A 13,284-nucleotide genomic window follows, 5' to 3' on the forward strand; every position below is an offset into this window, starting at 1 on the left:
CCGGCTATTTCCCCGCCCGCAGCCCGATTTCATGAGTCAAGGACAAAAGTGCCTCAAGCTGCCGGGGCGTCGGTTCAACCCCCAGATGCTGGATCGTCGCAATCAGGCCGATGCTGCCCAGAAGCTGGTTGCGCGGGCAATAGATAGGTGCGGCTATCGCATTGATTCCCAACAATGATTCTTCTGGCGCGGTTGCGTATCCCAATGCCCGGATCTTTTCCAGCTCCAGAACCAGAGCCGCTTTTGACGTGACGCTTTTCGGGGTGATCTGCGGCAATTTCTCGGGCAGGGCGGCCAGCAGGTCCGGCGAACCGAAGGCCAGAAACACCTTGCCCTGCGCCGATGAATGCAGGCTGAGTTCGCTGCCGGGCCGGACGCCGATCTCGATTGGCTGATTGCTGCTGAGCGTCGCCAGAATGAACGCAGAACGCGGCGCCGGAATGCTGAGAACCACGGCCAAGCCCAGATCGTCGCGCGTGGCGCGCATCAGGGGCAGGGCCAGTTCGGCCAGATTCGTATCCGCCGGGGCCCGCTGCGCCATCAGCCACAGCTTGGGCCCAAGCGCATAATGCGATGTGACCGGGTCCTGCACGATCATCCCGTGCTCGATCAGCGTGCGCAGGTGCTTGAACGCCGCCCCCTTGGCAATGCCGACCTCTGCCGAAATCTGCGTTACACCAAGGGACGAATCAGCAAACGCGATGCATTCGAGGATGCGCAGGCAGGTGTCCGCAGCCCGGACTGTCTCGGCCTTTTCCAATGTTTTTCCTCATGGTTTTACGCCTTCTCTCTGTGTTGACGACTTTGTCATGTCGTGTCAATATAAGAACAGCGTTCCCGACTAGGGAACACAGGAGGAGAGAAACATGATGAGAATTACCGCGGGTGTCCTGATGGGGGCCTTGCTGTCCACCGCCGCTTGGGCAGAGCCCGTTACGCTTCGCCTCGGCCATGCCGTGTTCGAACAGCACCCGATCCACGACACCGCGATCCGCTTCAAGGAAGCGGTCGAGCGGCTGTCGGACGGCGATATCAAGATCGACATCTTTCCCTCGCGTCAACTTGGCGATGTGAAGGAACTGATGGAGGGCGTGCAGTTCGGCACCGTGGACATGACCGTCAACTCGACCTCGGCCTATTCCACGCTGGAGCCCTCTATCGATGCCTTCCAACTGCCGGGGCTGATCCCCGACTATGAGGGCTTTGTGACCATGGCGAAATCGCCCGAGGCGCGGGCGATCATGGACAAGCTGGAAAACCACATGATGGTCGCTCTTGGGGTTTATGACGGCGGGCAGCGTCATTTCCTGACCGTCGGGGCGCCGGTCGAAAGCCTTGCCGACATGCATCACAAGAAAACCCGCGTGGCGCCCAACAAGATGTTTCTGGATGCCTGGCAGGCTGCCGGCGTGAACCCCACCCCGATGGCTTATGGCGAGGTCTATTCGGCGCTGGAAACCGGCACGCTGGACGCGGTCGAGATCAACCTGACCTCGATCGAAAGCGAAAAATACTATGAAATCGCCAAGGGCGTTTCCCTGACCGGCCACTACTTCTGGCCCAGCTTCCTGTTGATCAACCAGATAAAGTTCAACTCGCTGACCCCCGAGCAGCAGGACATCATGCGCCGGGCCGCCGACGAAGTCGTCGAGCCGCAGGTCATGGCGGTCAAGGACCTGGACGAACAGATCAAGGTGCATCTGGACGAGCTGAACATTCCGGTCGTGGCCCCCTCGGCCGAGTTCCGGGCCGAATTGCAGGCCGCCTTTGCGCCGGTGGTCCAGAAATACGAGGCCATTGATCCGCTGATCGCCGATTTCGCAGCAGCGGCCAAGCAACTGACCCCGGCCGCGCAGTAACGCATGGCGCGCGGGCCGCGTGCCCCGCGCCTTATGCCCGCGTCTTCAACGGAGAAAACCATGTCCAAGCTTTGGCGCGCCTATGTCGCTGCCGTGGAAGCATTCTGTTTTGCGGGGATCGGTGCGATCCTCGTGATCGGCACCATGCAGGTCGTCTGGCGCTATGCGTTCAACAGCTCGCTGTTCTGGTCGGAAGAGGCCATGCGCTATCTGATGATCTGGGTCGTGATGATCGGCGCGGGGCTTAGCTATTCGCGCGGCCAGTTCCTGGGCATGCGTCTGGCGGTGGACCGGCTGCCCGAGCGCCCGCGCCGCATCCTCAACCTGATCTCTGCGGTGCTGGTGCTGGTCTTTCTGGTGACGATCCTGTGGTTCGGCACGAAATTCGCATGGATGACCCGGTTTCAGTCGGCGACCGCCCTGGGATTTTCGATGTTCTGGGTCCATGGCGCGATCATCGTCGGGGCCGGCCTGCTGGCGATCCATGTCGGGCTAGGCGAATTCTTTGGAATCGGGCGTGAAGTGCGATCCGAAGAGCACCCCATGGGCGCGGAGGAAGCGCTGTGATCTGGCTTGGTTCGATCTTCCTATTCACGCTGGTCATCGGCATGCCGATCGCCTTCGTGCTGGGCATCAGCGCGCTTGGCTACTTCGTCTTTACCGGCCAGACCCAGTTCCTGATCGTCTTGCCGCAGCGGATGCTGGCGGGGATGGATATGTTCGTGCTGCTGGCTATCCCGCTGTTCGTGCTGGCGGGTGCGATCATGGATGTGGGCGGGCTGACGCGGCGCCTGATCGGTTTCGCGAATTCGGTCGTCGGCCGCTTTCGCGGCGGCCTGTCGCTGACCGCCGTCTGGGGATGCTTTCTGTTCGGCGGCGTCAGCGGATCGGCCGCAGCGGATGCGGCAGCCATCGGCACCGTGATGGTGCCCGACATGAAGCGGCAGGGCTATGATGTCGATTATTCGGCGGCCCTGATCGCCGTGTCTTCGCTGATGGCGCCGCTGGTTCCGCCCTCCATCGCCATGATCATCTATGGCGCGCTGTCGGGCACCTCGATCTCTCAGCTTCTGATCGCGGGGCTGGCGCCGGGCTTCATGCTGGCGGTGTTCCTGTCCGCCTATGCGGTCTGGGTTGCCCATCGCCGGGGCTATCCCAAGGCCGCCAAGCAGTCGCTGTCCGCAATCATGCACGGTTTCTGGCAGTCCATCCCGGTGATGATGCTGCCCATCATCATCGTTGTCGGTATCCGCGGTGGCATCTTCACCGCGACCGAGGCGGCGGCCGTCGCCGCGATCTACGCGCTGGTTATCGCAACCGTGGTTTACCGCGCGATGAGTTGGCGGTTTCTGAAGGACGCCTTTGTCGCCACCGCGATCATCACCTCGGCCATCTACTTTCTTGTCGCGGTCGCCAATGTCGCCGGCTTCATCTTTGCCATCGAGCAATTGCCGCAAAAAGCCGTCGCGCTGCTGACCGGGGTTTCGGACAACAAATACGTCATCCTGCTGATGGTGAACCTGATCCTGCTGTTTTTGGGCATGTTCCTGGACACCATCGGCGTGCTGATCCTGACGGTTCCGGCGCTGATGGCAATCGGCAACGTGCTGGGGCTGGAGCCTGTGCATCTGGGCGTCATGGTGGTCTTCAACGTGCTGGTGGGCTTTGTGACGCCGCCGGTCGGGCTGTGCCTGTTCGTGATCGCTGGCGTCACCGGCCGTCCGATGGAAAAGATCGCCTATCGCGCCCTGCCGATGATCGGGATCGCGTTGATCGTGCTGGCGCTGATTACGGTGTTTCCCGAAATATCGCTGTTCCTGCCGCGCGTGCTTGGGGCGTCGTGATGGCGGATCTGTCTGTCAGTATCGGCAGCATCGGGCTGAAGAACCCCGTTATCGCCGCTTCGGGCGAGCATCTGATCGACGATGGCGGGATCGCCTCGGCCATCGCGGCCGGGGCAGGGGCGGTGGTGATGAAATCCGCAAACGACTCTGCTGCGGCCCAACGCCAGCTTTTGCAGGCCGAATATGCGGCACTGGATGCTGGCTGGAACCGGGTCGGCTGGGGACCCGATGCGCCGCGCGATGTAACCTTGCTGACCCGGTCGGGCCTTACCCCGCTGTCGTTCGACGAATGGCTGGCTCAGGCCCGGCGCATGGACGGGGCGGCGCGGCAGGCGGATTGCGTCCTTATCGCCTCGGTCGTCATGGCCGGGATCGAAGATGCGGTCCTGCGCGCCAAGGCGGTTGAGGATGCCGGGCTGCGGGTGTTCGAATTCAACATCGGCACCCCCTATGCCACCCAGTCCGCCAAAGGTGCGGTCAGCACCGAGCTTTCGCCGGAACGGGTGGCGGAACTGGTCGGTCGGGTCACGACCGCCGTGTCGATCCCCGTCTGGGTGAAACTGTCGGGCCAGAGCGAGCGCGTCAGCGATCTGGTCGCCGCCGCCGTCGGCGCGGGTGCGGAAAGCGCCGTGATCGCCGGCCGGGCCCTGGGCCTTGTGCCCGATCTGGAGACCATGGCGCCGATGCTGGGCACAAGCTGCGGCATCGGCGGATACTGGAACCTGCCGCTGACCTGTCATTGGCTGGCCACGACCCGCGCCCGAATGGGGGGCCACCAGCCGCTGATCGGGATCAACGGCGCGACATCCGGCCACGACGTCGCGCGCATGATACTGGCGGGCGCATCGGCGGTGGGGCTGTCCTCGGCCGTCATGCTGAGGGGCTGGGACGTCATCCGCGACGCCGTTGCCGATCTTGATGCCTATTGCGCGAAACAGGGCCTGCCCGCCCGCGAGCTGATCGGGCGCGCGGCCGATGCGCGCCGCAGCTTTGCCGAAATGCCGGTCCTGGATCAGGTCTGGCGCAACCATATTCCCGCGCCATCGGTGCCGGGCGAATAATTCAGGAGGAATTCCGATGACTGCCGAACAAAGCCGCATTGACGATCTGATGAAGGGCGCGGTCGACCTGCATATCCATTCCGGCCCCTCGCTGCATCCGCGCAAGCTGGACCATATCGCCGCGCTTCGCGAGGCGGACGAGGCCGGAATGGCAGCCGTGCTGCTGAAGGATCATTACTATCCCACCATGCCGATCACGACGCTGATCAACCAGAACCTGGGTTTCAGGACCAAGGCCATCGGCTCGATCGTGCTGAACAACCCGCTGGGGGGGCTGAACCCGTCCGCGGTGGACTACGCCCTGAAGCAAGGGGCCCGTGTCGTCTGGATGGCGACGGCGCATGCCAAGAACCACATGGATCACGAGGCCGAAAAACCCGGCTTCAAGTTCCCGCAAAACAGCAAGAAGACCGTCGCCCCCATCCCGCTGACCCTGACCAACGAGGCGGGCGTCGTGCGCGACGAGGTCAAGCATATCCTTGATCTGATCGCCGAGGCCGATGCCGTCGTATCCGGCGGCCACCACCATGCGCGCGAACTTTTCCCGTTTTATGAAGAGGCGAAATCGCGCGGGGTAAAGCGCCTGTTCCTGAACCACCCGACCTATGTGAACGATTGCAGCTTGCAGGATGTCGCCTCGCTGGTCGGGATGGGCGTGAAGATGGAGCATTCGGTCTGCATGTTCATCCCTTCGACCTTCAAACTGTTCGATGAGGACCACCTGCGCGCGGTCATTGACGCGGCAGGCGTCGACAACACGTTTTTCGGCACCGATCTGGGCCAGAATGGCAACCCCAACCCGGTCGATGGCATGCGCCAGATGATCGCCATGCTGATCGGTCTGGGTTATTCGGACGACGATATCCGCAAGATGACCTCGACCATCGGGGCCGAACTGGTCGGGCTTGAAGCATGAGCGGACTGAAGGCGCGGATCAACGCCGGCGAGACGGTCCTTGGCACGTTCGTCAAAACTCCTGCCCCCCATGTCATCGAGTTGCTGGGGATCGCCGGGCTGGATTTCGCGGTGGCGGATCAGGAACACGCCCCGCTAGACCTTGGCGCAATGGACCAGCTTGCGCTGGCCGCGCGCGCAGTGGGGCTGCCGCTAGTCGCACGCTGCTGGGGACAGTCGCCGGCGCGTATCTCGCCCTTGCTGGATCTGGGCTGCACGGGCGTGATGGTGCCCCATGTCGCCGACAGCGAAACCGCCGAAAACGTCGTGGCCGCCGTCAAGTTCGGGCCGGGCAAGCGTGGATTGTCGCCCTCGCCCCGGGCGGGGAATTACGGAACCATGGGCGCTGCGGCCTATACCGCGAAAAGCGACGCGGAATCGGTGGTGATGGTCCAGATCGAGGACGCCGAAGCGCTGGATCGTCTGGACATGATCGCCAGCGTTCCGGGCGTAGACGTGCTGTTCGTCGGCCCTGCGGATCTGTCGCAATCGCTGGGCTGCGGCTTCCCCTCGGCCCAGCTTGACGCGGCAATCGTCCGCGTGATCCAGGCCGCGCGGCACGCGAATGTCGCCGCCGGGCTGTTCGTCGGCGACGAAAGCCAGATCGCCGCATGGCGCGAACGTGGTGTCAGCGTCTTTGTCTGCGGCTCGGATCAGGGGCTGGTGATAAAGGGCGCGCGCCGGATCGCAGAGGCGGGCAGGGCCTGACGCCCGCAACCCGGAAAGGATTTCAGATGTATAAAGACAAAGACCCTCGCGCCGCGATCTTTGCCGCGGCATCGACCCCACCGCGCACCGGCCTGATCGCCGAAGAGCAACTGGCCGAGTTCGACAAGACCCCTCCGCAAGAGGATGCCGAGGGCCGCAAGATCTGGTATCAGCGCGGCTGCAATTTCGTGCTGGCCTATGCCGAAGCGCAGCCCGGCGCGGCTTTCGCGCGCACGGCGCAGCCCGACGAATATGTCCTGCTGCTGCCCGACAGCCCGGCCGTGATCGAGGCGAACGGCGAAACCGTCACGGTCGCAGCCAATTCCATCGCCTTCGTGCCGCCCGGCAACAGCCGTGTCACGCTGCCCCAAGGCGGCCGCTTCGTGCGGCTGTTCACCAGCGCCTCGTCCGATCTGGTCGCGCTTTGCCCCAATGCCGGTGCCTATGCGGCGGGCCGCAGCCATATCCCGCACTTCGCGGCATGGCCGGAACCGGTCGGAGGCTTCAAGATCCGCACCTACAGCCTTGATGTGGCGCCGCAGGAAGGGCGCTTTGGCCGGATCTTCCGCTGCACCACCTTCATGGTGAACTTTCTGGACGTGCAGAAAGGCCCGCGCGATCCCAAGAAGCTTTCCCCCCATCACCACGACGATTTCGAGCAATGTTCGCTGGCCCTTGGCGGCAGTTTCACCCACCATCTGCGCTGGCCCTGGACGGTTGATCGGGGCGACTGGCGCGAGGACCGGCACATCGCCGTCGGCTCGCCCTCATCCTTGGTGATCCCGCCGCCGGTCATTCACACGACCGAGGCCAGCGGCCCGGAAACGAACGCGCTTGTGGACATTTTCTGCCCGCCGCGTCTGGATTTTTCGCTGCAGGACGGATGGGTGCTGAACGAAGCCGATTACCCCATGCCAGAGAGTTCCTGACCGCCCATCGAGCACAGCGCGGCAGCCGACAGGGGCTGGCGCGCTGTCGCCGATTTTCTCACAAGCGGCCCGGTGGGGAACAGGCTTGTCACGCATCACCATGCGCATATATGATGTGCATAAAGCGAGGTAAGATCATGCACGCCCATACTGCCCCCCGGAAACCCACGAACCTGACGCTGGATTCGTCGCTGCTGACCGAGGCCAGATCGTTCGGGGTGAACCTGTCCCAGGCGGCCGAGGCCGGCCTGCGACATGCCGTGGCCGAGGCAAAGGCAAAAGCCTGGCAGCAGGAAAACGCCGCCGCCCTTGCCAGCTCGAACGCATGGGTGGATGCGCACGGCCTGCCTCTGGACCAGTATCGGCAGTTCTGATGGCGCGTTTCGACGTCTACGCCAACCCCAGCGCAGTGGGCTATGTGCTGGATGTTCAGGCGGATGTGCTGAGCGGATTGAACACGCGCATCGTGGTGCCGCTGATGCCTTTGGCGCAAGCTCCGGTTCCAGCCAAGCGTCTCAACCCGTTGTTCGTGATCGGGGACGTGCCGCATGTGATGGTCACGCAGTTCATGGCCGCGATCCCCCGCGCCCTGTTGCGCAGCCCGGTCACCAACCTGTCGGGGCAGGACAGCGAGATCATGGCGGCGCTGGACATGGTTCTGGTCGGGTTCTGACGCGGTCGGGCTACCCTCCGCATCAGAAAAACCGCGCGCAGATGCAGCGCCGTGATGTCGGTTATACGCCGGCCCCCACCATCGCGACCGCCTGCAAAAAGATATCGTTCTCTGCCGGGGTCGAGATCGTGACGCGTGCCCAATCAAGGAACGGCTCTTCCTGCCAAGCCTTGATCAGCACGCCCTGACGACGCAATGCCTCGACGAAATCGGCGGCTTTGCCCGGCGTGCGGAAGAACAGAAAGTTCGCCTCGCTTGGCGCGACCTCATGCCCGGCCTGATGCAAGGCCTGGGCGACCCGGCTGCGTTCCGCAACGGTCAAGGCGACGTTGCGCTGAAGATGGTCGCGGTCTTGCAGCGCCGCCAGCGCGGCGGCCCCTGCCAAGGCGTTGACCGCAAAAGGATTGCGGGTCTTGCGCAGTGCCTGCGTCAGCGCCGGGTCCGAGCAGATGCCATAGCCCACCCGCGCGCCCGCCAACCCGTAGGCCTTGGAAAACGTCCGCAGCGAAATCCAGCTCAGCCCCGCATCGCGCAACATCGCCAGCGCGTCAAAGGACGCATCGCCTGCCAGATATTCGCGGTAAGCCTCGTCGAAAACCACAAGCACATGCGGGGGCACGCCGGCGATCAGCCGGGTGAACTCATCCCGCGTTATCGCCGGTCCGGCGGGGTTCGAGGGCGAGGAAAAGATCAGCACCCGCGTCCTTGTCCCCATCGCGCGCACCAGCCCATCCACCGGAAAGGACCAGTCCGGCAGAAAGGCGATCTTGTGGACCAACGCCCCGACCGCCTGCGCGCCGAATTCGTGCAGGCCGAAACTGGGACAGATCGTCACCACCTCGTCCCCCGCCCGCAGGACCGTGCGGAAAATGGCGTTGATCAGGTCTTCCGAGCCGTTGCCAAGGATCACGGCCTCGGGGGGAGTGTCGTTTTCCGCCCCGATCGCATCGCGCAGCGCCTGATCGGAGGCGTCGGGATAGCGCCCGGTCCCCGCGGCCGCATGCCGGATCGCCTCGACCGCGGCGGGCGAGGGGCCAAGCGGGCTTTCGTTGCTGTCCAGCTTGGCACGGGCCTCGATGCCATAGATCGCGCGGAACCGGTCCAGCGCCAGACCGGCATTGTAATCCGGCAGGGCGGCCACTTCGGGCCGTATCAGATCGCTTGTCATGTCGTTACGCCTTCACAGATCGAAAATCTTGCCGGGGTTCATGATCCCCGACGGATCAACGGCGCATTTCAACCGCCGCATCAGGTCCAGCGCCGGGCCATGTTCGGCCTGCATATAGGGCTTCTTGCCCAAGCCAACCCCGTGTTCCCCTGTTGCCGTGCCCCCCATCGACAGGGCCAGCTCGACCAGCTTGCGGCTGATGGCCATCCCGGTTTCAAGCTCGGCGGGATTCGCCGGATCGAACAGCAGCACCAGATGGAAATTGCCGTCCCCGACATGACCCATCAGCGGCGCCATCAGGCCGGTGTGCGCGATTTCGGCCTTGATCGCGGCGATGCAGGCAGGCAGTTGCGACAGCGGCACGCAGACATCGGTCGACAACCCCTTGATGCCCGGCCGCAGCGCCCGCGCCGCATAAAGGGCGTCATGGCGGATGCGCCACAGCCGCGCGGTGTCGTCGGGCGTCGTAGCCAGTTCGACCCGCACCGCCCCGGCATCCTGCGCCAGATCCTGAAACAGGGCGATGTCGTGGGCGACCGCCGGGGCAGAGCCGGTGATCTCCACCCACAGCGTCGGGCCGACCGGCAGATCGGTGCCGCAATAGCCGTTGATCGCCTGCATCTGCAAATCGTCGGCCAGTTCGATCCGGTTCAACCCCAGACCGAATTGCAGCGCCTCGACCACGCAGCCGGTCGCGGCATCCAGATCGGCAAAGCTGCACAGAACCGTCTGCGAAGCCGCAGGGATACCGAACAGCCGCAGGGTGACTTCGGTAATCACGCCAAGCGTGCCCTCGGCCCCCACGAACAGATGCGTCAGGTCATAGCCCGAGGCGGATTTGCGTGCCCGCCCGCCGGTGCGAATGATCTGGCCGTCCGGCAGCACCACCGTCAACCCCAGCACAAGTTCGCGCATCGAGCCATAGCGCACCGTCGTGGTGCCCGATGCCCGGGTCGAGGCCATGCCGCCAAGTGTCGCATGCGCCCCCAGATCGACCGGAAAGAACAGCCCGGCGTCCCGCAGTTCCTCGTTCAGCCGCTGGCGGGTGACACCGCATTGAACGGTGCAATCCATATCCTCGGCCCCGATGCGCAGCACCTGGTCCATCGCGGACAGGTCAAGGGTGATCCCGCCTTCGGGGGCCAGAACCTGCCCCTCGATCGAGGACCCCGCGCCAAAGGGAACGACCGGCGCGCCGTGGCGGTTGCAGATGGCCAGGACCTGCGCGACCTCTTGGGTCGAGCGGACCTTGACGACCGCATCGGGCAGCGCGGCGGAAATCCAGCTTTCCGCCGCGCCGTAATGTTCACGGGCCGAGGCCGAGACCAGAAGCCGGTCCCGAAAGACCGGCGCCAGCTCTTGCATTGCCGCACGCACGGCGGGACGGATCGCCCCGCCGTCGATCTTTGCCGCCTGCGTCACTCGGTGAACCACCAGCGTTCGCCGGCGCGCGCGCCGTCAAGCTCCCAGTCGTTGGCCAGTTCGCCATGCGCGACCTTGTCCGACACCGCATCAAGGAAATCGGCCCAGAGCGGGGCAACCATGCCGCCATCCGTGCTGATCAGCGACTGGCATTCCCAGTAAAGCTGCTTGCGCTTTGCCTCGTCCTTTTCGCCGCGTGCTGCGACCAGCTTTGCGTTGAATTCGTCGTTGTCCCAGCCGGTCTCATTCCAACTGCCGATGCTTTCGCGCGAATAGGCCAGGCTCAGCATCAGGTCCTCGTTGACGCGGCCGGACCATTTGGTGGCAAACATCGGGCGCTTGCCCCAGATATTCGACCAGTAGCCGTCATCGGGTTCGCGGCGCACGTCGATGGTGATACCCGCGCGGCTGGCCTGTTCGGCATAAAGCTGTGCCATGTCGGTGGCGCCGGTAAAGGGCGCTTCGGCCACATGCAGCGGCACCCGCAGCCCCGATACTCCGGCCTTTTCCAACAGCGCGCGCGCCTGATCCGGGTCATAGCTGTGCTGGGGAATATCCGGGTTGTGATATTCATAGGCTTCGGAAATCGGCTGGTCATTGGCGATCGAGCCAAAGCCCGACAGCACCTTGTCCAGCATCTCTTGCCGGTCCATCGCCAGTTTCATCGCCAGGCGCACATTCGGATCGACGAACAGCGGGTCGCGGGTGTCCATGCTGAAGGCGTAATGCTGCTTGCCCTTGGTCTGCAGCAGCTTGATGCTGGGCATCGCGGTCAGCAGCATCGCGGTCGCGGTATCGACCCCGCCCATCGCGTCGATCTGGCCGGTTTGCAACGCCGTGGTGCGGGCGTTCACATCGGCGATGCAGCGCGTCTCGATGGCGTCGAAATGCGCACGCCCTTCCTTCCAGTAGTTCGGGAAACGCACCACGCGGGCGCTGACGCCGGGTTCGAACGACTCCAGCGTATAGCCACCGGTGCCGATGCCCTTGTCAAAGTCGCGGTCGTCGGCCGGCACGATCACCATCGTGACCATCGCCATCAGCGCGGGGAAGCTGGCGTTGGGTGCCTCCAGCGTGACCTTGACCTCATCGGGGGCAACCGCCTGCACGTCGGTGATCTGCAACATCAGCGCCCGGGTTTCCGAAACGGTATCGGGTCCGCGATGCAGGTTGATCGAAAAGACCACGTCATTGGCATCCAGCGTCTTGCCGTTGTGGAACTCGACCCCCTGACGCAGCTTGAACGTCCACTCGGTCAGGTCGTCGTTGGCGCCCCATTCCGTCGCCAGCTCAGGGATCAGCGTCCCGCCCGGCCCGACCTCGATCAGGGCGTTGCGCAGTTGATACTGCACATGCATGGTAAAGCGGGTTTCATTAAGCTGCGGGTCCAGCGTGTCGGCAATGTCGAAATCTGCGATTGCCACCCGGAAGGTGCCGCCCTTGCGCGGCGCAGCCTGCGCCATCAGGGGCGAGGGGCGCAGCCCCAGCGAGGATGCGACGGCCAAAGCGCCGCCCCCCAAAAGCAACGAACGGCGATTGAAAATGAGCGCCATATAGCGTGTCTCCCTTGCTGATCTTCCGGTTGGCCGGTTGACAAGACTGTTGTCGTTTTTTTTATGTCTAGGCTAAAATAGGATACGTCGTGACGTGCAGACAATGCAGTTTGCCTGCTGGACCGGACAGGCAGGCTAAAATGACAGGCCGGTAGAAAACGGAGCCGCCACCTTGAAAACCTTGCTGCCACCCCTGCGCGCCTTGCAGGCCTTCGAGGCGTTTGGCCGACTGGGCTCAGTCAACGCTGCGGCCAGCGCGCTTGGCGTCACCTCTGGCGCCATCAGCCAGCAATTGCGCCTGCTGGAAGAGCATGTGGGCGCCGTGTTGCTGGTAAAAGACGGCCGGCGGGCGACGCTGACGCCGGCGGCCCGCACCTATCATGGATTGATTTCGCAGGGTTTCGGGCGCCTGATGCTGGCGCAGGACTATATCCTGTCCCATCGGCAAAGCGAGGAACTGACGGTTTCCGGATTTCCGACAATGATGTCGCATTTCCTGAATCCGCGCTTGGCCGAATTTCAGACAATGCACAAGAAAGTCGCAATCCGCGTTATCGCGACCCATCAGGAAGCCGATCCCTCCATGCTGGAAAACACCTTCCGGCTGACCTATGGCGAGGCATCGCAGCAATATACCCACTCGCGCGTCCTCTATACGGATCATTGTTTTCCGGTCTGCTCACCTGCTTTTCTCGATCGCTATCCCCAGGCGCGTGATCCCGCAAAACTGATCGACCTGCCGCTGATCGGTATCGACTGGGGTAAAAGCTACACCACCGAACCGCATTGGCGGGACTGGTTTACGGCGCAGGGGTCAGAGGATCCGCCCGCGATTCGGCAGGCCGCGGTCTATTCGGTGTCGGGGTTGGCGTTACAGGCAGCAATCGCAGGGCAGGGGGCGGTGCTGGGGCAGGCGTCATTCGTCCGCGAAGACCTGCGGACCGGGCGGCTGATCCGCCTGTCCGACGACAGTTTGTCGATGCCCGACCCCTATCACATCTGCTGGGGCGCGACGACGCTGGAGCAGCCGGTGGCGCGCGACTTTCTCAACTGGCTGGTTCTGATCACCAAGCCCCTGCGCAGCGCAAACCCTCAGCAGGACTAAACAATCCA

14 protein-coding genes are annotated in these 13,284 nt (G+C 63.7%); 10 read left to right on the top strand and 4 right to left on the bottom strand.

Translation table 11 applies throughout. The annotated features are described in order from the left end of the window. Positions 1-4: 4 nt before the first annotated feature. Positions 5-760: an IclR family transcriptional regulator gene (locus tag JWJ88_RS12320; RefSeq protein ID WP_205295254.1), complete on the bottom strand. Its 756-nt coding sequence runs from the start codon at positions 758-760 to the stop codon at positions 5-7. Between the two features lie 106 nt (positions 761-866). On the opposite strand from JWJ88_RS12320, the gene JWJ88_RS12325 reads away from it, so the two are divergent. From JWJ88_RS12325 to JWJ88_RS12365, 9 genes are all read left to right on the top strand, one after another. Continuing rightward, entirely contained in the window at positions 867-1,859 is a 993-nt protein-coding gene (locus JWJ88_RS12325) for a TRAP transporter substrate-binding protein (protein WP_205295255.1), read from the top strand. A gap of 60 nt (positions 1,860-1,919) precedes the next feature. Further along, positions 1,920-2,426, top strand: a complete 507-nt coding sequence (locus tag JWJ88_RS12330) for a TRAP transporter small permease (RefSeq protein WP_205295256.1) — start codon at positions 1,920-1,922, stop codon at positions 2,424-2,426. Beyond that, positions 2,423-3,703 (top strand): TRAP transporter large permease, encoded by a 1,281-nt coding sequence (locus JWJ88_RS12335; protein ID WP_205295257.1) that lies wholly within the window; start codon positions 2,423-2,425, stop codon positions 3,701-3,703. The genes JWJ88_RS12330 and JWJ88_RS12335 overlap by 4 nt, the downstream gene beginning before the upstream one ends. Beyond that, a complete protein-coding gene (locus JWJ88_RS12340; protein WP_205295258.1) occupies positions 3,703-4,764 on the top strand; it encodes a beta/alpha barrel domain-containing protein in 1,062 nt (353 codons plus the stop codon). The genes JWJ88_RS12335 and JWJ88_RS12340 overlap by 1 nt, the downstream gene beginning before the upstream one ends. A 16-nt stretch (positions 4,765-4,780) precedes the next feature. Beyond that, positions 4,781-5,680: a DUF6282 family protein gene (locus tag JWJ88_RS12345; protein WP_205295259.1), complete on the top strand. Its 900-nt coding sequence runs from the start codon at positions 4,781-4,783 to the stop codon at positions 5,678-5,680. Further along, the gene (locus JWJ88_RS12350) at positions 5,677-6,426 is read left to right on the top strand and encodes an HpcH/HpaI aldolase family protein (RefSeq protein WP_205295260.1); all 750 of its coding nucleotides are present in this window, start codon (positions 5,677-5,679) and stop codon (positions 6,424-6,426) included. Before JWJ88_RS12345 ends, JWJ88_RS12350 begins: the two co-directional genes overlap by 4 nt. Before the next feature lie 26 nt (positions 6,427-6,452). Continuing rightward, entirely contained in the window at positions 6,453-7,355 is a 903-nt protein-coding gene (locus tag JWJ88_RS12355) for a cupin domain-containing protein (protein WP_205295261.1), read from the top strand. 137 nt (positions 7,356-7,492) lie between these two features. Continuing rightward, the gene (locus JWJ88_RS12360) at positions 7,493-7,729 is read left to right on the top strand and encodes a type II toxin-antitoxin system CcdA family antitoxin (RefSeq protein WP_205295262.1); all 237 of its coding nucleotides are present in this window, start codon (positions 7,493-7,495) and stop codon (positions 7,727-7,729) included. After that, entirely contained in the window at positions 7,729-8,028 is a 300-nt protein-coding gene (locus JWJ88_RS12365) for a CcdB family protein (protein WP_205295263.1), read from the top strand. The genes JWJ88_RS12360 and JWJ88_RS12365 overlap by 1 nt, the downstream gene beginning before the upstream one ends. 61 nt (positions 8,029-8,089) lie before the next feature. On the opposite strand, the gene JWJ88_RS12370 is transcribed toward JWJ88_RS12365, so the two are convergent. Genes JWJ88_RS12370 through JWJ88_RS12380 form a run of 3 tightly spaced genes read right to left on the bottom strand, consistent with a single transcriptional unit; the run spans position 8,090 to position 12,171 of the window. Continuing rightward, a complete protein-coding gene (locus JWJ88_RS12370; protein WP_205295264.1) occupies positions 8,090-9,196 on the bottom strand; it encodes an aminotransferase class I/II-fold pyridoxal phosphate-dependent enzyme in 1,107 nt (368 codons plus the stop codon). Positions 9,197-9,208: 12 nt separating this feature from the next. After that, positions 9,209-10,618 (bottom strand): FAD-binding oxidoreductase, encoded by a 1,410-nt coding sequence (locus tag JWJ88_RS12375; RefSeq protein WP_240200234.1) that lies wholly within the window; start codon positions 10,616-10,618, stop codon positions 9,209-9,211. Then, the gene (locus tag JWJ88_RS12380; RefSeq protein WP_205295265.1) at positions 10,615-12,171 is read right to left on the bottom strand and encodes an ABC transporter substrate-binding protein; all 1,557 of its coding nucleotides are present in this window, start codon (positions 12,169-12,171) and stop codon (positions 10,615-10,617) included. Before JWJ88_RS12380 ends, JWJ88_RS12375 begins: the two co-directional genes overlap by 4 nt. Positions 12,172-12,343: 172 nt before the next feature. Between JWJ88_RS12380 and JWJ88_RS12385 the strand changes: the two genes are divergently transcribed. Further along, positions 12,344-13,276, top strand: a complete 933-nt coding sequence (locus tag JWJ88_RS12385; RefSeq protein ID WP_205295266.1) for a LysR substrate-binding domain-containing protein — start codon at positions 12,344-12,346, stop codon at positions 13,274-13,276. Positions 13,277-13,284: the final 8 nt, after the last annotated feature.

It is taken from the genome of Paracoccus methylovorus (genome assembly GCF_016919705.1).
Lineage (GTDB): Bacteria > Pseudomonadota > Alphaproteobacteria > Rhodobacterales > Rhodobacteraceae > Paracoccus > Paracoccus methylovorus.

Bases quoted from the DNA above. Each gene is read 5' to 3' on its own strand.
- JWJ88_RS12345 (WP_205295259.1), top strand. From the start codon at position 4,781: ATGACTGCCGAACAAAGCCGCATTGACGATCTGATGAAGGGCGCGGTC.
- JWJ88_RS12350 (WP_205295260.1), top strand. From the start codon at position 5,677: ATGAGCGGACTGAAGGCGCGGATCAACGCCGGCGAGACGGTCCTTGGC.
- JWJ88_RS12355 (WP_205295261.1), top strand. From the start codon at position 6,453: ATGTATAAAGACAAAGACCCTCGCGCCGCGATCTTTGCCGCGGCATCG.
- JWJ88_RS12365 (WP_205295263.1), top strand. From the start codon at position 7,729: ATGGCGCGTTTCGACGTCTACGCCAACCCCAGCGCAGTGGGCTATGTG.
- JWJ88_RS12325 (WP_205295255.1), top strand. From the start codon at position 867: ATGATGAGAATTACCGCGGGTGTCCTGATGGGGGCCTTGCTGTCCACC.
- JWJ88_RS12330 (WP_205295256.1), top strand. From the start codon at position 1,920: ATGTCCAAGCTTTGGCGCGCCTATGTCGCTGCCGTGGAAGCATTCTGT.
- JWJ88_RS12370 (WP_205295264.1), bottom strand. From the start codon at position 9,196: ATGACAAGCGATCTGATACGGCCCGAAGTGGCCGCCCTGCCGGATTAC.
- JWJ88_RS12380 (WP_205295265.1), bottom strand. From the start codon at position 12,171: ATGGCGCTCATTTTCAATCGCCGTTCGTTGCTTTTGGGGGGCGGCGCT.
- JWJ88_RS12360 (WP_205295262.1), top strand. From the start codon at position 7,493: ATGCACGCCCATACTGCCCCCCGGAAACCCACGAACCTGACGCTGGAT.
- JWJ88_RS12340 (WP_205295258.1), top strand. From the start codon at position 3,703: ATGGCGGATCTGTCTGTCAGTATCGGCAGCATCGGGCTGAAGAACCCC.